Below are 21,266 nucleotides of genomic sequence, written 5' to 3'. Positions count from 1 at the left end.
ATTAATTTAAAGGTACATCAATATCTATCACTGTTCCTCTGCTGGGAAAAGAGTTTATCAAAATATTTCCTCTAATTGTTTTCAATCTATCTTTTAAGCTTTGAAATCCTAATCCGTATTTTACTTTTTCTTGATCAAAGCCAACACCATCGTCTTCAAAAAGTAGTTGTACGGTGTTATTAAATACAGAAAGCTGAATGTCTATTTGTGCAGCCTTCGCATGTTTTAATGCATTGGTTAATAATTCTTGAATTATTTTATAAAGCTCTACTTTCAAGTTCTCATCTATTTGATCCACCTCTTCTACTGGATGAATTTGTAGCGTTATTTGTTCTTTAGATAGTGCTTTGACATTGTTTATATACTCTGTTATAATTGTTGTAAAAGCAGAATCTTTAAACTTTTTAGGCATTAAATTATGAGACAATTCTCGTACCTGATTATAGGTTTCGTCTACTTGTTTAATGAGACTTTCTTCTTCTAATTTACTCTTATTAGATAATTGCAATTTTATAGTTGCTAAGTTGCCTCCAATACTATCGTGTAACTCTCTGGCAATACGTTTTCTTTCATGATTCTGCCCTTCCAGTGACGCTTTTACCAACTTTAATTCTTGGTCTTTAAGTAAGGTAGTTATTTTTTGTTGGTTTACTTCTTCTAATGTTTTATTGAGTTTGCTTTGTGTTTGTAGTTTTTGGTAGTACATATACAACAAAGCTAGTACAGGTATCAATACAATAAGAAAAGCTATTAGTATGTAGGCTTTCATTGTTTTTTGTCGCTCTATTTCTTGTTTTTGCTCTAGGGTTTTATACTGTACTTCTAATTCATTGACTTGCTGTTTATTTTGACTTACTAAAATTTCATTGTTAACGCGATTTAATTGTGTCATTAACGCATGGGCGTTTTTATAGTCTCCTGTTTCTGCATAAGCATTTTGAAGACCTAAAATAGCGCTTCTTTCTATTTCTAAATTACTCCATTGAATAGCATTTATATATACTGTAGATAATATAGTCTTGGCATTTTCATAGTCTCCCTCTTTCAAATAAAAGCCTCCAATTACATTACCTGCCTTTGCGTATAAGGTAAAGAAACCACGAGATAGTGAATCGTTAAACACATGGTAGCAAAGATTTAAAGCTTCAGTTGTTTTACCCTCCTTATGCAAAATTCTACTAAGCCATAAATCGGTTTTTAAAGCTTCTTTCACCAAGCCTTCGGCTACGTAAAATAATTTTGCCTTCTCATAATTTTCTTTTGCTCTTTCAAACTCATTTCTTGTGTAATACATAAAAGCCAGTTCAAAAAGGGCATCGTGTTTTAGCTTTTCGTTTGGAGCACTTTCAATACATTCTTCTATAATTGCTTTTCCTTCCTCTTCTTTTCCTCTCACATATTTTACAACCCCCAGCCCTATTCTATTCTTAACAAACAACTCATTATTCGGTTTGTTGTTTGAATGCTCTATTCCTTTAAAAAACCATTTCAAAGCCTCATCAAAAAGTCCCTTTTCTAACTTTCCTTCAGCAACGATACTAGAAACCTTTGCTAAATGATTTTCTTTATCGATCAATGTACTCTTTGTTGTTTCCGCATACAGTTGGTTTCCATAGTATATAATGGAATCTAAATTTCCTTTTTCTCTGTGAAACTCAATAAGATCAAATGTGGCCTTGTATGTAGCTTGGAAGTTTTTAGCCGTATTTATTTTAAAAAAAAGAGAATCATTGGGTATCGTAGGGTTTACACCAAAAGCTTTAAACCTTTGCACTCCTCCCGACTGCGACATTCCCTTTAAAGTGAAAAACAAAAGAATGGTGATTATAGCTTGTTTTACCAATAACAACCACGTTTTTCTTTTTATGTAATTTATGCTCATCTCAATCATTACTTCTTTTCTATAAACAATAAGAACTGCTAAAATTACATAACATTTTTATTTCTTAATTCACTATTACCAACTTTATTCTTTACAACCCACCTACCTAACAAAACTAATTTTTATAAAAATTTTCAAAAATATTTTTTATAGTTAGGAAACCTAACTATATTTGTACTGAATTTAAAATCAAACATTATGAGTAAATCTATTTTTTATCACGCAGGTTGTCCTGTATGTGTAAGCGCAGAACAAGACATTATTAACTTAATTGGTTCTGACAATGTTGAAGTAGTTCACTTTGGAGAAGACAAAAGTCGAATTATAGAAGCCGAAAATGCCGGTGTACAATCTGTCCCTGCTTTGGTAACTCCTACTGGTAATGTTCTCCATATTAATTTTGGAGCATCAATGGAAGAAGTAAAAGGATAATTTTTTCGCTCTACAAAGTTAGGATTCCTAATTTCGTAGAGCTTTTTAATATTTTAAATTATATAAAATGGAAGTAGCGGTTTGGGATACTTATGTAACTAAGAAAGATACTACAATAATGCATTTTGATATTATTGTGCCTTCTAGCAATAAAGACACTGACATTATTTTTAATTATGGCAAAGAATATTTACAAACGAAAGGCTTAGAAAACCTTGAACTATCTTCAAAAGAATGTGTATTTTGCCATATTGAAATACTCAAATCTGAATGGGAAGATGCTATTCATAAAAAGGGGTATTTTATATACGAAATGGAAAACTGTAATTGATGAAATCTCCTTTTGACTTAAACCAGCAAAACACTAAAATTGAAAGCAAAATAGTTGTGGCTTTAGAACGAATTTCGGAAGCTTTCAGGGTACTTCTTTGGAGCGAAAGCAAGGAGAATTCTTTAAGCCCTATCCAAATTCAACTTCTAATCTTTTTACTGTTTCATTCAGAAGAGAAATGTAAAGTGAGTTATTTAGCTGAAGAGTTTAACATGACTAAAGCTACTATTAGTGATAGTGTTAGGGTGTTATTAAAAAAAGAATTAGTTCAAAAGTTTCATACCCCTAGCGATACTAGAAGTTATATTATTGGTTTAACTGATCAAGGAAAACAAATGGCAGAGAAATCAGCTAATTTTACACTTAATATAGAGCAGCCTTTAAGTTCATTACCTGAAGACCAGAAGAAAAATATACTTGCAGGACTCTTAAAAGTAATATACCAACTAAACAAAGCAGGGGTTATAACCATACAACGAATGTGTTTTACTTGTTCTTATTATAAACGTGAAAACGATGAGCATTTTTGTAAACTTTTACAATCTAAACTAGCCTCTAAAGAGTTAAGAATTGATTGTCCGGAACATGAATTTAAGAGTTGATATTTTAAAGCATCAATCCTACTTCTTAACGGTATGTTAAAAGGTTTAATTTATTAGGTACAACCTTTTATTTTTGACAAAAAATTATAAAATGGCTATACATAACTTGATTCTTCAATCGAAAGAAACAACTATTGAACTACACGAAGTTCATCTTAGCAATGAAAACAAAAATACGCTACATCAACTACTAAAAGAATTTAAACACGTTGCTGTTTTAGATAAATACAAACTGCCTGTTGATAATAAAATCTTATTATTCGGACATACTGGTTGTGGTAAAACTACCACTGCTAAAGCTATTGCTAAAACGCTAGATAAAAAAATTATCATACTTAATTTGGGCAGCATTGTTTCTTCAAAACTAGGAGAAACAGCTAAAAATATTTCCGAAGTTTTTAAAAAAGCTACTAGAGAAAGTGCTGTCTTATTTTTAGATGAGTTTGATTACATCGGTAAAGCGCGTGATTATGACAGTAAAGATTCTAGTGAGATGAAACGATTGGTGAATACAGTTATTCAACTTGTAGATCAACTTCCAAATGATGTTTTATTAATCGCTGCCACAAATCACTCTAGTGTTATTGACACTGCTCTTTTAAGACGTTTTCAACTAAAACTCAAGTTCGAAGCACCTAGTGAAGCTGACTTAGATAATTATTATGATACTTTACTACAACAATTTCCTCAAGAATTTAGAGAAGTAAATCGTGTATACGGGATATCGTATGCTGAAGCAAAAGACCTTGCTTTTAGAGCTGTTAAAAATAAAATTATTGAAAAAGAAGAACGTAATAGACAATTGGTAAATGGATAATATTCAACACAACCTCAACATTATTCATCAAAGAATACAATTTGCTTGTAAAAAAACGAATAGAAACCCAAAAGATGTTCGTTTGTTATTAGCTACAAAAACGGTAAATACAGACAAAATAAATTTTGCTTTAGAGCAAGGTGAAGCTCTTGTTGGTGAAAACAAAGTACAAGAGCTAAAACAAAAATGTAATGCCATAAAACACTTGCAACCTGAAGTACATTTTATAGGTCATTTACAAAGTAACAAGATTAAAGAAGTTATAAAATGGGCTAGTTGTATTGAATCTATCGATCGCTTATCTGTAGCTCAAAAATTGCATCAACGCTTAATTTTAGAGGAAAAAGAAATAGATGTATACATACAAGTAAACACCTCTTTTGAAGAAAGTAAATTTGGTGCTAATCCAGAGGAAACCATTGAGCTTGTAAAAGAAATTTCAAAGTTTACAAACATCCATATCAAAGGATTCATGACTATTGGTTTGCTAAGCTCAAAATCAGATGAAGTTCGAAAATGTTTTCGCCTTTTAAAACAGCTTCAAGAAGAAGTTAAGGCACTGCATATTCCGAATGTTGCTATGGAAGAGCTTTCAATGGGAATGAGTGGTGATTTAGAAATTGCTATTGAAGAAGGTGCTACTATTGTACGAGTTGGAACCGCTATATTTGGAGAACGTATCTACCCTGACAGCTATTACTGGAACGAAACAAAAAGTAACGCTTAGTTTTTCTGTACTCTTTTTAGATTTAACAAATCAATCGGGTTAATTCCTAAACCTATAACATTTTTCTGTGTAAAACGAATTACCTCGTCGTAGTATAATGGAACTACTGGAGCCTCTGCAATGATAATACTATCCATTCTTTGGTATAGTCTGTGACGCCTTTTTACAACTACTTCTTTAATGGATTGTTCGTACAACCTATCAAAAAGTTCATTTGTAAAGTGTGTGTAATTGGGGCCGTTTGGTGTAAAGTTTTTGCTATAAAATAACGACACATAATTTTCTGCATCTGGATAATCAGCAATCCAACTTGCTCTAAAAATAGGCAACTTACCATTGGCTTTTCCTTGGCGCAATGTTGAAGGCGGAATCACATCTACTTTAGTCACTATTCCTATTTTTTGTAATTCCCGTTGAATAAACTCGCACAAATCTAAATAATTGCTGTTCGTTGTAATGGCAATTTGCGGATTCTCATTTCCTGTTTCTTGTTTGTACTGCGCAACTAACTTCTTCGCTTCTTCAGGTTTGTATGAATATCCTTGTTGATGATTGAATGAAGGCAATCCTTTCGGAATGAATCCACTTGTAGCAGGACTCCCAATTCCATTTCGCAAAAACTTAATCATCTTCTCCCTATCAAAACCATAATTAATGGCTTGTCGTATCAGTTTTGATGTTGTTGGATGTTCCTCTTCTCCATCTAAATATATTCCTAAATATTCCGTGTTTAAATACGCTCCTGTTTGCATATTGATTGTAGCAGCATATTTCTCTTTTAAGGTTCCATCAGTGTTTAGAATATCATCTTTATACGAAGCGTCCAAACTCTTCATAAAATCGATGTTCCCTTGAATAAACTGTAAAAACTCACTTTGTTTGTCTGGTAAAAAAGTAACCGCAACTGCTTCTAAATACGGAAGTTGTTTTCCTTTTTCATCCTTTTCAAAATAGAGTGGATTTTTCCTCAATACCAACTTGGTATTTTCAACCCAAAGTTTAAAATGGAAAGGTCCAGTTCCTATCGGATTTGCTCTAAACTCATTTCCAAAATAATCGACGGCTTCTTTTGGTACAACCGAGCAATATTTCATAGCTAGCAGTCCTAAAAAAGGAGGAAAAGGCTGCTTTAAATTGATGGTAAAAACAGAATCGCTTTCTGCTTTAAAATCAGCAACATTTTGTAATACCCAACCTCCTGGAGACGCCACATTCTTATCAAGTAATCTATTAAAAGAATACTCAAAATCTTTTGCTACAACATTTCTTGTAGAATCTTTTCCAAACAATTCATGCTTGTGAAATAACACGTCATTTCTTAAATGAAACTGATACATTTTTCCATCTTCAGAAACTGTCCAGCTTTTTGCTATCGAAGGTTGTACTTGTAAACTATCATCCAATTCTACCAATCCGTTATATAACTGATTTACTGCCCAAATATTTCGTTGATCTTTTGCAAAAGCAGGATCTAATGAAGTAATATTTGAATGCTCGTTATAACGAAAAACTTGTGAATCGTTAAAAGTTGATGTTTTTTTTTCGCAGGAGACCATTAAGAAAAGAGAAAATAGAGAAAAGAAAAAAGACTGTAAGCCTCGGTTACATTCAAACTGACGCTTTCTAGAGCCTCTCTTCTCTCTTTTCTCTTTTCTTTTTTCTTTTTTCTCTTCTCTATTTTTCAAATCCATACTCTCTCTCTACTTTACATATACGTAGTTGGTATTTTTTATACCATCTCTCTCTCCCTATATTTCTAGCTTCAGTATGCGCTATGTTGTTTTTCCATTTAACAATAGCATCCAAACTTTCCCAATAAGAAACCGTAATCCCTACCTCACTTCTTGTCGATTCAACACCTAAATACCCTTCCTGCTCTTTAGCTAAATTGTCCATTTTTTCAGCCATTTCATAATATCCTTCTGTATCCTCAGAAAGAGTTGTGGTGAAAACCACTGCGTAATACGGAGGTTTTAAATTATCTACGATCATAAAATTAGTTCATATTTTGTTTCTGGCAAACCAATATCGTCACTTATAAATTTCTCTATCGCAACAAAATTGAATCGTTCTAATATTTTAGCAGAAGCAACATTTTCATCTACCACACACCCAATAAGTTTTTTCATTCCTACCGATTTACAATACTGTATTAATCCTTCACAAAGCTCGGTTGCAAAGCCATTTCCCCAGTATCGTTCTATAAATCGATAGCCTATTTCATCATTTCCTTCTTCATCTTTTACCAAAGCAACCGTACCTATAAACTCACTACCTTCTTTTCGTTCTATGGCATATATCCAAAAATCATTTTCTTTATTGGTATATCGTGCTATCAACTGTTCTAAATCCTCCTTACTTTCTTCTAAATTTTTAGGTTCCCCTGTGGCGTATTGCAATACTTTCGGATTGCTTTCTAGCTCATAAAAAGGTTCTATATCAACAACTTGCAGCTTTCGAATAAGTAATCTTTTCGTTTCAAAAATCATGAATATTATCGTACTTTTGCAAACCCAAAACTGCTTTAAGCAGTCGTAGATTAAATAAACTATACGAACTTCTAAAAAATTAAAGACTTGTACAAGGCTTTTGTTTTTTATTTAGGATAGAGAAAAGATGAATGTAGATAAGAAAGTAGCTTTTTACACCTTAGGTTGTAAATTAAATTTTTCAGAAACCTCAACCATTGCCAGAAACTTTGTTACTGAAGGATTTGAACGTGTTGAGTTTGAAGAAAAAGCAGATATATATGTAATCAATACCTGTTCAGTAACAGACAATGCTGATAAACGTTTTAAAAGTATTGTAAAATCTGCTTTAAAGAAGAATGAAGAGGCTTTTGTGATTGGGGTAGGATGTTACGCACAATTAAAACCAGAAGAATTGGCTGCTGTTGATGGGGTAGATTTGGTATTGGGTGCTACTGAAAAGTTTAATGTAACGAGCTATATTAACGACTTAACCAAAAATGATATTGGTGAAGTACATTCTTGTGAGATTGAAGATGCCGATTTTTATGTAGGTTCGTATTCTATTGGCGATCGTACTCGTGCTTTCTTAAAAGTGCAAGATGGTTGTGACTACAAATGTACTTACTGTACGATACCGCTAGCTCGTGGAATTTCTCGAAGTGACACCTTAGAAAACGTATTAAAAAACGCCAAAGAGATTTCAGAAAAAGGAATCAAAGAAATTGTATTAACTGGAGTTAATATTGGTGACTATGGAAAAGGGGAATTCGGTAATAAAAAACACGAACATACTTTTTTAGAGTTGGTACAAGCACTTGATAAAGTGGATGGAATTAATCGTTTACGAATCTCTTCAATTGAACCTAATTTATTAAAAGATGCAACGATTGATTTTGTTTCCAACTCAAATACCTTTGTTCCTCATTTTCACATTCCGTTACAATCAGGAAGTGACACTCTTTTAAAGAAAATGAAGCGTCGTTACTTGCGAAAAGTATATACAGATAGAGTTGCTAAGATTAAAGAGGTAATGCCTAACGCTTGTATTGGTGTAGATGTTATTGTTGGCTTCCCTGGTGAAACAGATGAATTGTTTTTAGAAACCTATAACTATTTAGCTGATTTAGATATTTCATACTTACACGTTTTCACCTATTCTGAAAGACCCAATACAGAAGCTGTTGAAATGGACGGTGCTGTTCCTAAAAAAACACGTGCCAAACGAAGTAAAATGCTACGTGGCTTATCGGTTAAAAAACGTAGAGCTTTTTATGAAAGTCAGTTAGACAACACCTTAACTGTGTTATTTGAAAGTGAAAACAAAGAAGGGTATATCCACGGGTTTACAGAAAACTACGTAAAAGTTAAAGCTCCTTGGAATCCTGAGCTAGTAAATACATTACACACAGTTACGTTAACAAAAATTGATGAAGACGGTTTAGTTCGTTTTGATTTTGTGGATACTGAAGCGATTGCTTAATGTCTTTACAAAAGTATTCTTATATTCTATGTAGTATACTCTTATTCGGCAGTTTATTTTTCTTGTATGTTTTAATCAAAGACAGAATAGCAATTATTAGAAGCATAAAACCGAAAAGCATTAGAAGTTTTTTTGGGTATTATAACGATACAAACCTTATTAATTATATTATAAGTTTCTTTTCTAGGTTTGATCGCTACAATTGCTATAAACATTATAGGACTACTTATATGGCTTCCTTTTTGGGTTCTTGACAAAATATTCAGTCTAAATATTTTTGAAGATAAATAATAGTGTATTTTTATAGTCTAAATGAATGTTCACTCAATCAAAAAAACTCACCTATGAAATACCTATTATACTCTTTTTTAGCCTTAGGAATCTCTTGTGGTATTCCTAAAAAAAATTCTGAAACTAAATTAACAGAGCCAACTGAAAAAGAGATTTCTATTGAAGAAGAAGTTACAAAGCCTACAGGTTCTCAAAACGAGCTAATTGTTGTTCTTAAAAACGCTAAAAGTATTAATGATGTAAAATCACTTATAAAAAACAGCGGTTTAACTTGGAGCAAAATAGCTTATGAAACCGGTGCTTCAACAATAGGTATTGTTGAAGTTCCTGAAGGAAAACGTGATTTTTGGATGGATAAACTACAGGAAAGTGGTGAGTTCAGATTGATTGATGCCAACACGGAAGAAAAATTAACTAACATCATTTCCGAAGAAAAAAATAATCTTTTAAGAATTACTAAGACTCAATGTTTTGGTGACTGTCCCGTATATACTGTTTCCATTGATAAAGAAGGTAACGTTGTTTACAACGGAGTAGAATATGTACTTGTAAAAGGAACTCAAAAATTTACGCTTTCTGAAAAACAACTACAGGAATTAAACGAAAAACTTACTAAAAAGGATTTTAAAAGTTTTAAAGACGCGTATAACAATCCTAAAATTCCAGATTTGTCGAGTACTTACATAGTTCATGATGGAAAACAAATCTTAATTCGTTTATGGAAAGATATTCCTGATGAACTTATTGATATACATGAATATATAGATGGTCTTTTATTAGACAAAAAGTTTATTGAATAATGTCTAAAACTCACCTATATTTTGTTCCTGGTTTAGCTGCCGACACCAAAATATTTGAGCGTATTTCTTTACCTGAAGAACATTTTGAACTGCATTTTTTAGATTGGATGCCTCCAACATCTATCGATGAAAGTATTCAAGACTATGCGCAAAGACTCTGTGCTAAAATTCAACACAAAAACCCTCTATTAATTGGTGTTTCTTTTGGTGGTATTATGGTACAAGAGATGAGTAAAATTATTGACTGTAAAAAAATAATTATTATATCAAGTGTTAAAAACAACAAGGAGTTTCCTAAACGTCTTAAATTAGCACAAATAACCAAAGCCTATAAGCTTTTCCCTTCAAAAGTTATTGCTAATATTGAAAGTTACGAACGTTACTTTTTTAATGATTATTTAAAAAAACGAGCTGAGCTGTATAAAATATACCTGTCAGTTAGAAACAAAGAGTATTTACAGTGGGCCATATATAACGTATTGCATTGGAAGCAAGAAGAATCGATTCCTGGCATACTACATATTCACGGAAAAAAAGACGAGGTTTTTCCTATAAAGTACATCAAAAATGCAATTGAAATTGACAATGGCACCCATGTGATGATACTGACCAAGGCAAAAACTATTTCTGAAATATTAAAAAAGGAATGTTTTTTGATGGATTAACACCATTACACAACTTGACAAAAACTAAAAGAACACATGAACAAATCAATCCGTTTCTTATCTATCTTAACTATCGTATTTGTTGGAATTTTATTTACCAATACGATAAGCAAATCAAACGAACCCACCCTTAAAAATGTGGCAGAAAGCTATGAGGTTAAAGCGTTAAAACTACCTAACGATTTAAATTTAGCTGGAGAACGAGTTCCTATTGAAAAACCTGACATTAGAGAACGAATGGATCGCGAGCTTTTAGTAAATACCTATTGGCAATCTAATGGATTGTTACTAATAAAACGTGCTAATAAATACTTTCCTATTTTAGAACCTTTACTAGCAAAATATGGCTTACCTGACGATTTTAAATTTTTAGCCTTGGCTGAAAGTGGGTTTATTGATGAAACTTCACATGTAGGAGCTGCGGGAATGTGGCATTTTATGAAACAAACAGGAAAGGAATACGGGTTAGAAATTAATAGTAATGTTGATGAACGTTATCATATAGAAAAATCTACCAAAGTAGCTGCAGAGTATTTAAAAAAATCAAAAGAACGTTTCGGTTCTTGGACACTTGCTGCTGCAGCTTACAATGCAGGTAATTATGGTATTTCTAAACGCTTGGATACGCAAGGGGTAACTAGTTATTATGACGCTTTACTACCAGATGAAACTGAACGTTATGTGTTTAGAATTTTAGCCTTGAAAGAAATTATTTCAAACCCTAAGGAATACGGTTTTGTTTTTGACCAAGAAGATTTATATACCCTACCAGAAACCTATACCGTTAAAGTAGATACTGCTATTAGTAATATCGCCTTATTTGCTAAAAAATTCGGAATTACCTACAAAGAGCTCAAGCTACATAACTCTTGGCTAAGAGAAAACAAATTAAACAACCGTAGTGGAAAATTATACGAAATTAAAATCCCCGTTAAATAGTGAAAAAAGTACTTCCTTTTGTATATTTATTCATAGGTATATTTATTTTAATTAGTACATTTTCTATCTTTTTTCAAAAAAGAGAGGTGTACAGACTTTTATTCAGCTTTACTACCGAAAACCAATATATTTTTTTACTCGTTAGAGTATTATTTGCTTCTTGGTTTATAATGGATGGCGTTAAAAAACTAAGAAAAAACCAGTAAGTATTTATGGATAATTTTTTAATCGGAATAGGGAAACGAATTAAAGAAATTAGAAAAAAGCAACATATTACAATTAATACTTTAGCAACGAATGCGCAAGTAAGTAATGGTCTAATCTCAAGAATAGAAAACGGAAGAACCATTCCTTCTTTACCTGTTTTATTAGAAATTATAAGTGCTTTAGAAATAGATGCCAGTACTTTTTTTGAAGGGGTTGAGAAAAAAACCGGTTCAAAATATATTCATATAAAAAAAGAAGAGCAGCAATTAATAGAAAAAGAAGTAGAAGCTGAAGGGTTTACGTATTATCAAATTTTTGGTAAAAGTTTAAATGCCGTTGGTTTTGAAGCTGTTTTATTAACTGTATCTCCCAATTCTAAAAGAGAAAAAGTAATTACTGATGCCTGGGAGTTTAAATACATTATGAGTGGTGAATGCACCTATCTTATCGATAATGTTGAAGTTACAGTTAAAGAAGGTGACTCTTTGTATTTTGACGGAAGGCTTCCTCATGTACCTGTGAATCGCACTCAAACACCTTGTACCATGTTGGTCCTATATTTTTATTCAGAAAATAATTAAGTAGGGTGCTCACACACCCTACTTATTTTACCCTTTTAGTTTTTTAATCCAGGCCAAGTGCTATTGTTAACCTCTTTAGGATAACCTGATACTGCACTATCTGTTGATTTATTATACTTAATATAGGTATTATCATCAAGGAAAAAGTAACAATAGGTTACATCCCAATCTACAGCTGCTGTAATCTTTGTTGCATAATCTCCTAATCCTGGCCAGCTTCCATTGGTAATAGCTGCTGGATATCCAGAATCTACTGAGTCATTTGTTATACTATATCTTATATAAGTTCCATCATTTAAAAAGAAATAAGCCCTGCTATTATTCCATTTAAAAGCTGCTACAATTTTATTTTTATACGGTTCCAACCCAGGCCAATTTCCATTTGTTATGTTTGCTGGGTATCCCGAATCTACAGAGTCATTATTCATATCGTAACGCAAATACCTTCCATCTTTTAAGAAAAAGTACCCTTTATGATTATGCCATTTAAAAGCTGCACTAATTAAATCTTTATACGCCCCTAACCCTGGCCAAGTACTATTATTTACTTCTTTTGGATAACCATCATCAGATTTATCTAGTAATTTGTCATAACGTATATAGCTATTGTCACTTCTAAAAAAATAAGCTCTATTATCTGTAAAATCATTCCAATCCAATCCTGCAATTATTTGAGAATTGTTATAGGCTACAGAACCTGTTTGTCCGTCAAGTAATACAGTGTAATTAATACTTCCATCAGAATTGTTAGCATCGGTAAAATACCCTTGCGAAGCAGGTACCGTTGCTACGTATGCATTGTTTTTATAAATATCAACATTGTTAGATGCGTTAGAACTCCAATACACTGTATTCGCATTTTGCATCATTACTTTTCTTACCCCTACATTTCCTACTAAAGAAGTACTATTCAATTGCCATTCTTTTTGAATCGGGATGTTTAAGTGAGTTAAGATAGAGGGAACGATTGCTGTTTGTGCAACATGACCGTAAATTCCGCCAAAATCTTGATTTGGAACATTAGAAACATAGGAATTAAATTCATCATTTCCTTCTTTGTTCATTCCTACAAAAATTGTTTTTTCTTGCGTTGTTTGCCCCCCATGGTTAAATCCACCAAAGCCTCTTCCGTGATCGGTTACTACTAATATTAACCAATCTTCGTTTGTTCTTTTTTCAACCTCAGCTACCATTCTACCAAACTGTTCGTCTGCTTTGGTTATAGCATTATTATAAGCACTACCAAAACCTAATGAATGCCCTATATTATCCACATTGTCTATATGTGCAAAAACTACATCAGAGTTTTCATTGTTTATCGCATGGATAGCTCCTGTAACGGTATTTTCATCTCCTCCACTTTTTGAGTGATAATCGATATAGTTTAGTTGCTCTCTAAAGAAATCGTGAATAGGCCCCCAAGTAACAACACTAGCGGTTTTTAGTCCTGAATTTGATTCTTTAATTAATTGAAAAACACTTTTCGCTTTCGAAATATGCGAAGTACTGTTGTCTGTAACTCCGTGTTTGTTTACCCAAACACCCGTTAAAATAGTTGACCACCCCGGTCCGCTACTTGTTTTTTGTTCAGAAGAAGTATTATCGATTCCTCCTGCATACCCTTTTACAATATTCAGCTTATCTAAATTTGGAGTGGAAGTTCCTGCTATTTTCTCAAACTGGATTCCATCAAAACCTACGACTAATACCTTTTTCTTTAAAGAAGACTTTGTTTGTCGTTCTAGTTTTCCTTGTTCTTTGGATACCTCCTCCAAATTGTTCTCTTGACAGCTCGACAATGCGAACAATAAAATTAAAGCGCTTAGCTTTACTACATAATTGGTTTTCATTTAAAAAAAGTTTACTAATAGTTAATTTATTAATCAAAAATACACTATTAGTAAACTTTTAAACTATTGTTTTCGAGTCTTAATACAAAGATAAATTAGCTAACATTAAAGATATATTTAGCAAACATATCATTTACATTTTATTAAACTAACTCACTTAAAGACAACAAAATATAATCTGGATTTTGAGATTCTAACTGTTCTTTAGTTTGTGCTCCTGATAAAACACCGATGGTAACTCCACAATTGGCATTTTTACCTTCCTCTATATCGATGGCTGAATCTCCAGCTTTTAAAACAAACCTGGTATTGGTTATATTAAATGCTTCCATTGCTTTGTGTATCATTTCTGGATGAGGGCGTCCCTTTTCTACATCAGAGGCAGTTAATAACATATCGTAATGTATGTTCTTGTCCCATGCCAATTTTTCTAACAGCTTTTCTGCTACTTGTCTGTTATAGCCCGTATTTAACACTACTATTATTCCTTTTTGTCTTAAATTGAGCAATACATTCTCTACGCCTTTTATGGGCATTACTTCTAAATTTTCATAAGCTTCATCCAGCATTTTTTTGAACTCTTCAAATATTGCTTCAGACTCCCCCAGTTTACTTGGCTTGAATTCAACTAAAACATCTTTAATAGCCTGATGTTTTTCTTTTCCTGCTCCTATTCTTAAAACGGTATTTAAATCAACTGCTACTCCGTGTGCATTTAATGCTTTGTTCAAGGTTTTATACACTACATTTTGCTCATCTACTGTTGTTCCTGCCATATCAAAAACAACCATTTTAATATTTTCTAACATCTATTTACTTAAAATAATTTATTTATACTTTCTTTTGAAAAGCCTGCGCTACCTGTCATTCCTTTTCCTCCAATTCCTGTTACAATGTGTATATTTTCTCCTACCGAATGTTCGAAAAGATCTTTGGTTTTACATTGGCTATAAAATCCTGCCCAACGATGTTGGATTTCGTACGTTGGTAAATCGATAATTTTTTTAGCTTCTTGAATCATGAAGTTATCTATGTCTTCATTCAAGTCAAATCCAAGATCATCTATATTTTTTGCCGTTGCATATTCGTGTGAGTCTCCTAAAATAACAGAACCGTCCGTTGCTTGCTTAAATAAAATATGTACTCCGTATTTTTTCTCAAACGAATTCGGGTCTTCATTAGCTTTTATTGTATTCCACGAAGCACATTCTTCAAAAGCTTCGTACCTTCTAATTGTTAACCCTGTTAAAATAGATCCGTCTAGTTGGTAATTCTTTTGTGGTTTTGTTTGCATCATTTGTAGCTTCGATACAATTAAATCACTTTCATTATATATTGACGGATACAGTGTTTTAAAATCACTTCCGTTGCAGATGATTACTTTTGACGCCAATACTTTTTCGGAATTTGATGTTAACACTGATACACCACCGGTAACATTGTTTGTAGCCATCACCTTAGTATTATAGTGTATTGTTACATTCAATTCTTTTTTCATGAACTCATGTAAACGAAGAATCATAACTCTAGGCTCCACAGTTACTTCTTCAGGAAAAAACAATCCTGCTTTACAGTAATCACTTCGCAAGCCAGCATACTTATCTAAGCATTGTTCTTTGGTTAACAGCTGTGACGTATAGCTATTATTTTTATTAATTTGATGCAATTCTTCTATTAACTGAACTTCTTCTTCGTTTGATGCAATATATACAGTTCCGTTTTGACGTATGGAAACATCAAACTGTTCTTGAATGCTTTTATAAATAGCTAAACTTTCTCTTCCATAGTTTTGCCATTTTTGATTCATTCCTGAGGGTACTACTTGTCCGAAATTACGAACGGTAGCTCCTTGTGGTTTGTTATCTTTTTCTAAAATAGCTACTGACAACCCTTTCTTTGCAGCATGATAGGCATGAAAAGTTCCTAAAACTCCTCCTCCAACAACAATAAGGTCATATTTATGATTCATATACCAATTGATTTATTTTTTGTTCTTTGTTTTTTTTAGCCTTAAAAAAGTAAAAGCTATATAGTGTTATAAGTATTCCTATAAATGCTAATATGTAAAGTGCGTATGTAAAAAAGCTTAGCCATGAAATATCTCCTTTTCCGAAGTTTTTATATAATAGAATTAATATACTTCCCAAGTAACCAAAAGCATCAGCTATGTAGATTAAGAACCCTACATTTCCGTTAATTTTAAAAGTTGCTATCATGCGGTCGAAAAATATTCCGTTAAAAGGCACATAGCAACTATACAATCCTAAACCAGAAATAATCATCCATGTTAATGCTGAAATTTCGTTGTACTGAAATAAATAAGTACTAATAATCACTGCCAAACACGATACAAACAACACATAATGATAGTATACAAATGCTTTGTAGTTTTTGCTAATGCTTCCTATTACCCCTAAAATAATGAGTACAATAATGGCTATAGGAATTTCTGAAATACTATAAATTGAAGCGTCTTTGTACCCTAAAGAGTCCCAGATTTCTCGGGCAAAGTTGTCTCTAAAATCTCTTAATGCAGTGAGTAGCATAAAAAAGAAAACGATGAGTATTAAAGGCCCTGAAAATTCTTTGAATAATTTTTTTCTTCCTGCTGAATCTAAGGGTTTACGCACTACTTTAAGTCGTGTATCTTCTGCTGTTGGTTTGGGTAACTTCTCTAATAACCAAGCAAAAAATATCAACGGAATTATAAAAAACAGTCCCGTTATAAAAGGCATCCAATATTCGTTACACCCAAAGCTATCCAACACTATTTTTCCAACTGATTTTACAGCTCCTGAAGAAACTATAAAGCTCGAGGACAAGATTACTCCTAAGAGTTCTGTGGCTTTTCTTCCTTCCAAATAAGAAAACACAATTCCCCAAACCATGCCTAAGGGCAATCCGTTTAAAAACAGGAATAAGATATTGTAGGGTGCGGGAGTTATAGCAAAACCTAACAAGCTTACTTCAGCGAATAGAATAAAGCTAACTAAAGCGAGCATCCTTTTACCTGATTTCATTTCAGAAATGACTTTAATTCCTATAAACTTTGATAATGTATACCCAACTACTTGGGCTATTATCAAGAGAATTTTATAATCAATTCCCCAAAAACTTTCATCGGCAAAAGTGGCTACTGTAAATGGCTTTCGAAAAGCGTACATACAAAAGTACGTACCGAAAGCTGCTATAGAGGCTCTTGCTACAAATCTTATATTCATACTAACTTTTTTAATAATGCAAGCCCTCATAAAAAATGAGAGCCCGCATTGCATTTATAAACAGAAAATTATTTCATTACAGGTTATACTTTACACCGATGCTTCCTTTTATACCGTAGAATTCTACTTGCTTAGGACGGTCTTCAGTTTTTCCATAATGATAGATTAAGGGATTGTTTAATAGGTTATTTACATCTGTAAAAATGGTCCAGTTTTTACCTATTTGATATGAGGCTGAAAAATCTAGTGTATTGTATTTTCCATAGTAAATATCATCAATATCTCTTTCTCCAAACCCAATGGCATAGCTTCCTTTGTGGTTGTAGGCTAATCGTGTATTGAATCCTCCTTTTTCAAAGAATAATTGTGCATTAAATAAGGTCTTGGCTTGGTATGCAATAGATACTTTTCTTCCACTTGGTTTTGTCATTTCAGAATCCATAAATGTTGCATTTAACTGAGTTCCGAAGTATTGTAAGAATCCTGGTAAGAAATCAAATCGTTTGTTAATTCCTAATTCTATACCACCAATCCAAGCGTCAGCTCCATTTACTGGTGTACTAAACTCTACTCCTGTATTTCCGTTGTAAGTACCTTGATATGTATCGTTGAATACAGGATCTGTAATTGATTTATAGAAAATCCCTGCATTTATTACTCCTACGTTTTTAAAGTAGTACTCTCCTAATAAATCAAAGTTCCATGAGAATGTAGGATTTAAGTTTGGATTCCCCCCTTTAAACTCGTTATCAAATGAGATGAAAGTACCTCCTGGTGCAATATCTCCAAAATTGGGTCTTGAAAAACTTCTTGTCGCTGCAAAACGAATGTTTACATCGGTTTTTGGTGAGTATTTTACATGTAACATTGGTAATACTGCCCAATAATCTTTTACATTTCTTACAGCGTTTAATTGACTTTGATCTGCATCCCAAACATAACCGTTTACCTCTGTTTCTGTTTTGGTAGCTCGTAAACCTCCCAATACCGTGAATTGGTCTGATAATTTTAAGGTTCCCATTCCGTAGAATGATAAGTGAGTTTCATCTACATTAAAGTTTCTTCCTAAACCTCCGCCGTTTTGTAAAATTTCTGAATCTCCTTCTAAAACAGTTAGGTTATTTTTATTGTTTTTCCAGAAGTTTACCATTCCTTGTTCTGATAATACTGGACCGAAAGTAGCCTGAATATTAGCCCCCATTTCTTTCAAATAATCTGCTCTCCCTGGTTGCTCTATGATATTTTGAGAATACTCTGACAAATTAGGTGTGGTTCCTGCGTTTACTTCATCCCAACCATAATACACGTCCTCAAACTTAGCTCTACGATCTTTATCTCTATATTTTGTCCCTACTTTTATTTTAAAATTGTCATTAAAAGTATGCTCATAGTTTAAAGACGCTACAATATTGTCACGCTCTTTAATTGATATTTTATACAACTCTAAATCTGCAAATGACATTTGAGATGCATCCATTTTAAATGAAGGATCGCTAAAGAAACCAAATAAAGCATCTGTATCGTTATAGTCTAACAATCCACCATCTGCTTTCCAGTAAGCTCTATCGTCTCCAGCTCCACCAGCTGCTTCTGGTCTATTCTGTAAATATTCAGGTTTCATTCCTACGCCATCTTGCTTAAACTTCACTACATAATAGCTCTTGTCTTGCTCTGTTGGAATTCCGCCGTATCTAAATTCATTATTATAATTAGCAATACTCCAATCAAACTTACCATTACCTGTAATATGTCTCCCTCCAATTTCACCACCAATCATTTCAGTAATTAATTCATTGTAGATATTTTGTAATTCAACTCTTGCTGTGTTTGTTCCTGAATCAAACTTATCAAAACGTACTCTGTGCTTGTAGTGTGTTTCGGTATCTGACAATGTTCCGTACACTCCTCTAAAGTGCATTTTATGCTCTGGTGTAAAATTATACTCCATCGCTCCGTTTACCCCTTTGGTTATTCTTACACCATTGTAATCTCTTAACTCCATTCTAAATACCCCTTCATCACCTTTTCTTCTCGCTTCAAAATTGTCCGTTCCCCAGTTTCTATTCCAATACGAACCGTTGACAATAAATCCAAACTTTCCATCTTTACTTCTATTTCCATACGTTAATGAAGCATTGTAAATAGGCGCTCCAGATTTCTCGTTATATCCTCCACCAACATTTACGTTTAAAACTCTTTTTGCTGGTGCTGTTTGTGTAATAAAGTTTACTCCTCCACCAATACCATCAGCTTCCATATCTGGTGTGTATGCTTTTGCTGCTTGTACATATGAGATTAAATCGGAAGGAAAGAAATCGAAAGCCGTTGCTCTTGAAGTCGTTTCTTCTTCTGCGGTAGGAATACGATTTCCGTTAATTGTTGTAGAAGCCCAGAATGGTGGCAATCCACGAACTGATACAAAACGTCCTTCTCCTTGATCTCTTTCAATAGATAATCCTTGAATACGTTGTACCGTTTCCGCTGCATTTCTGTCTGGTAATTTCCCTATTCCATCTGCTGCAATCACATTCATGATACTCATTGATTTCTTTTGAATACTCAATGCTCTTGCTTCACTGTTTCTTCTTCCTGAAGAGGTAATAATTACTTCTTCTAAATTTTGGTTAGATGGTACTAACGTAATTACGCCTACATTTTTCTTTACATTCGTGTTAATTGAAACTCTTTTTGTTTCAAAACCTATGTACGATATTTCTAAGGTTACTTCCCCTTTTTGGACATTAGACAACATAAAATTTCCATCAAAATCTGTGTTGACACCTTTTGTTGTTCCTGACAACATAACACTAGCACCAGGCAAAGGATAATTTCCATCATTTACTATTCCAACAATAGTAGCCCCCTGACCTAAAGCTGCACTACATGTAAAAAGAACAAATAGTGAACTTAGTAAAAGTTTAAAATTATTCATTGGTTTATTATTTACAATTATTAAAATTAATATTGCAAATCACTAAATTATTTTACTATTTGTAAACTTTTAAACATTAAGAAAACTTTTACGAATTGCTATTATAGCGTAACAGAATTGTTAACACCAAAGGTTTTAGTTTTAACTAAACGTAAACAATACTGTTTTTCAACTAGTTGAGAACTAATTTAGGTATGGATACAAACAAAAAACGCTCAACCTTAGTTGAGAGTTCTCTTGTTATACTTTTTTACTAGAAGTAAAAAAAGCGCATTCTTTCGAAAGCGCTTTTAAATTTATTTACAACTTATTTTCTATTGAAAATCAGTGTTTAATTTTATGTAATCTAAGAATTCACGTTTGGTTTCTTTGTTTTTAAATGCTCCACCAAACTCAGCAGTTACTGTACTACTTTCAATATCTTTAATTCCTCGTGAGTTAACGCATAAATGTTTCGCATCTATAACACAGGCAACATCTTGTGTTCCTAATGCTTCTTGCATTGCTTGTACTACTTGCATTGTTAAACGCTCTTGTACTTGCGGACGCTTAGCATAATACTCTACAATACGATTCATCTTAGATAAACCGATTACTTTACCATTTGAAATATACGCCACATGTGCTCTACCAATAATGGGTAACAAGTGGTGTTCACATGTTGAATATACAATAATGTTTTTTTCAACTAACATTTCACCATACTTGTAGGTATTGTCAAATGTAGACGCCTCTGGTTTATTTTTAGGGTTTAACCCCATAAACAACTCATTTACGAAAGCTTTGGCAACTCTTTTAGGAGTACCTTGCATGCTATCGTCTGTTAAATCCATTCCTAAGGTTTCAAGAATTTCTCTAACGCTCTCTTGAATTTTTTCAATTTTTTCCTTGTCAGAAATATCGAAAGCATCTGCACGTAAAGGCGTTTTAGCCGATGTACCAATGTGGTTCTCTCCTATTTCATCTATGCTATCGTCATTCATTTTGTTGTTGTTCACTTCAAACATTTCTATCTAAAATTAGTAGGGCGCAAATTTA

General features: G+C 32.9%; 20 protein-coding genes. 10 read left to right on the top strand and 10 right to left on the bottom strand.

Annotated features, from left to right (window positions below; translation table 11 throughout):
- Position 1: 1 nt before the first annotated feature.
- Positions 2-1,882 carry an ATP-binding protein gene (locus tag ACN0WY_RS08135; protein WP_417800044.1) on the bottom strand — a complete coding sequence of 627 codons (1,881 nt, stop codon included), beginning with the start codon at positions 1,880-1,882 and terminating at the stop codon, positions 2-4.
- A gap of 198 nt (positions 1,883-2,080) precedes the next feature.
- Here ACN0WY_RS08135 and ACN0WY_RS08130 point away from each other — a divergent pair, with 198 nt between their 5' ends.
- From ACN0WY_RS08130 to ACN0WY_RS08110, 5 genes are all read left to right on the top strand, one after another.
- Positions 2,081-2,314: a thioredoxin family protein gene (locus tag ACN0WY_RS08130; RefSeq protein WP_417800043.1), complete on the top strand. Its 234-nt coding sequence runs from the start codon at positions 2,081-2,083 to the stop codon at positions 2,312-2,314.
- 67 nt (positions 2,315-2,381) lie between these two features.
- Positions 2,382-2,645, top strand: coding sequence for a DUF2024 family protein (locus ACN0WY_RS08125; RefSeq protein WP_417800042.1), 264 nt, complete (start codon positions 2,382-2,384; stop codon positions 2,643-2,645).
- Positions 2,645-3,247, top strand: a complete 603-nt coding sequence (locus tag ACN0WY_RS08120; RefSeq protein ID WP_417800041.1) for a MarR family winged helix-turn-helix transcriptional regulator — start codon at positions 2,645-2,647, stop codon at positions 3,245-3,247. Before ACN0WY_RS08125 ends, ACN0WY_RS08120 begins: the two co-directional genes overlap by 1 nt.
- 91 nt (positions 3,248-3,338) lie before the next feature.
- Complete coding sequence (locus ACN0WY_RS08115) at positions 3,339-4,064, top strand: ATP-binding protein (protein WP_330489099.1); 726 nt, start codon at positions 3,339-3,341, stop codon at positions 4,062-4,064.
- A complete protein-coding gene (locus ACN0WY_RS08110; protein ID WP_417800040.1) occupies positions 4,057-4,791 on the top strand; it encodes a YggS family pyridoxal phosphate-dependent enzyme in 735 nt (244 codons plus the stop codon). Before ACN0WY_RS08115 ends, ACN0WY_RS08110 begins: the two co-directional genes overlap by 8 nt.
- Here the strand turns inward: ACN0WY_RS08110 and ACN0WY_RS08105 are convergent.
- From ACN0WY_RS08105 to ACN0WY_RS08095, 3 genes are all read right to left on the bottom strand, one after another.
- Positions 4,788-6,347, bottom strand: a complete 1,560-nt coding sequence (locus tag ACN0WY_RS08105) for an ABC transporter substrate-binding protein (protein WP_417800058.1) — start codon at positions 6,345-6,347, stop codon at positions 4,788-4,790. The two genes, ACN0WY_RS08110 and ACN0WY_RS08105, sit on opposite strands and share 4 nt — an antisense overlap.
- A gap of 118 nt (positions 6,348-6,465) precedes the next feature.
- Positions 6,466-6,783: an antibiotic biosynthesis monooxygenase gene (locus tag ACN0WY_RS08100; protein ID WP_330489097.1), complete on the bottom strand. Its 318-nt coding sequence runs from the start codon at positions 6,781-6,783 to the stop codon at positions 6,466-6,468.
- Complete coding sequence (locus ACN0WY_RS08095; protein WP_330489096.1) at positions 6,780-7,280, bottom strand: GNAT family N-acetyltransferase; 501 nt, start codon at positions 7,278-7,280, stop codon at positions 6,780-6,782. Before ACN0WY_RS08095 ends, ACN0WY_RS08100 begins: the two co-directional genes overlap by 4 nt.
- A 127-nt stretch (positions 7,281-7,407) precedes the next feature.
- Between ACN0WY_RS08095 and mtaB the strand changes: the two genes are divergently transcribed.
- From mtaB to ACN0WY_RS08070, 5 genes are all read left to right on the top strand, one after another.
- Positions 7,408-8,742, top strand: coding sequence for a tRNA (N(6)-L-threonylcarbamoyladenosine(37)-C(2))-methylthiotransferase MtaB (gene mtaB / locus ACN0WY_RS08090; RefSeq protein WP_330489095.1), 1,335 nt, complete (start codon positions 7,408-7,410; stop codon positions 8,740-8,742).
- 344 nt (positions 8,743-9,086) lie between these two features.
- On the top strand, positions 9,087-9,833 hold the full coding sequence (locus ACN0WY_RS08085; RefSeq protein WP_417800039.1) for a DUF6438 domain-containing protein: 747 nt from the start codon (positions 9,087-9,089) through the stop codon (positions 9,831-9,833).
- Positions 9,833-10,498 carry an alpha/beta hydrolase gene (locus tag ACN0WY_RS08080; protein ID WP_330489093.1) on the top strand — a complete coding sequence of 222 codons (666 nt, stop codon included), beginning with the start codon at positions 9,833-9,835 and terminating at the stop codon, positions 10,496-10,498. The genes ACN0WY_RS08085 and ACN0WY_RS08080 overlap by 1 nt, the downstream gene beginning before the upstream one ends.
- 36 nt (positions 10,499-10,534) lie before the next feature.
- Complete coding sequence (locus ACN0WY_RS08075; RefSeq protein WP_417800038.1) at positions 10,535-11,437, top strand: lytic transglycosylase domain-containing protein; 903 nt, start codon at positions 10,535-10,537, stop codon at positions 11,435-11,437.
- Positions 11,438-11,649: 212 nt separating this feature from the next.
- The gene (locus ACN0WY_RS08070) at positions 11,650-12,225 is read left to right on the top strand and encodes a helix-turn-helix domain-containing protein (protein ID WP_047790475.1); all 576 of its coding nucleotides are present in this window, start codon (positions 11,650-11,652) and stop codon (positions 12,223-12,225) included.
- 35 nt (positions 12,226-12,260) lie between these two features.
- Here the strand turns inward: ACN0WY_RS08070 and ACN0WY_RS08065 are convergent, their stop codons facing one another.
- From ACN0WY_RS08065 to folE, 6 genes are all read right to left on the bottom strand, one after another.
- Entirely contained in the window at positions 12,261-14,075 is a 1,815-nt protein-coding gene (locus tag ACN0WY_RS08065) for a hemopexin repeat-containing protein (protein WP_417800037.1), read from the bottom strand.
- A 143-nt stretch (positions 14,076-14,218) separates the two neighbouring features.
- Positions 14,219-14,884, bottom strand: coding sequence for a phosphonatase-like hydrolase (locus ACN0WY_RS08060; RefSeq protein WP_417800036.1), 666 nt, complete (start codon positions 14,882-14,884; stop codon positions 14,219-14,221).
- An 8-nt stretch (positions 14,885-14,892) separates the two neighbouring features.
- Positions 14,893-16,044: a TIGR03364 family FAD-dependent oxidoreductase gene (locus ACN0WY_RS08055; protein ID WP_417800035.1), complete on the bottom strand. Its 1,152-nt coding sequence runs from the start codon at positions 16,042-16,044 to the stop codon at positions 14,893-14,895.
- Positions 16,034-17,296 (bottom strand): DUF5690 family protein, encoded by a 1,263-nt coding sequence (locus ACN0WY_RS08050; protein ID WP_330489088.1) that lies wholly within the window; start codon positions 17,294-17,296, stop codon positions 16,034-16,036. Before ACN0WY_RS08050 ends, ACN0WY_RS08055 begins: the two co-directional genes overlap by 11 nt.
- A gap of 76 nt (positions 17,297-17,372) precedes the next feature.
- Complete coding sequence (locus ACN0WY_RS08045; protein ID WP_417800034.1) at positions 17,373-20,228, bottom strand: TonB-dependent receptor; 2,856 nt, start codon at positions 20,226-20,228, stop codon at positions 17,373-17,375.
- Between the two features lie 314 nt (positions 20,229-20,542).
- Positions 20,543-21,235, bottom strand: a complete 693-nt coding sequence (gene folE / locus ACN0WY_RS08040) for a GTP cyclohydrolase I FolE (protein WP_330489086.1) — start codon at positions 21,233-21,235, stop codon at positions 20,543-20,545.
- Positions 21,236-21,266: the final 31 nt, after the last annotated feature.

The organism is Tenacibaculum sp. (genome assembly GCF_048269885.1).
Lineage (GTDB): Bacteria > Bacteroidota > Bacteroidia > Flavobacteriales > Flavobacteriaceae > Polaribacter.
Note: the sequence above shows the minus strand (reverse complement) of the source record. Positions and strands in the feature narration are given on the sequence as shown.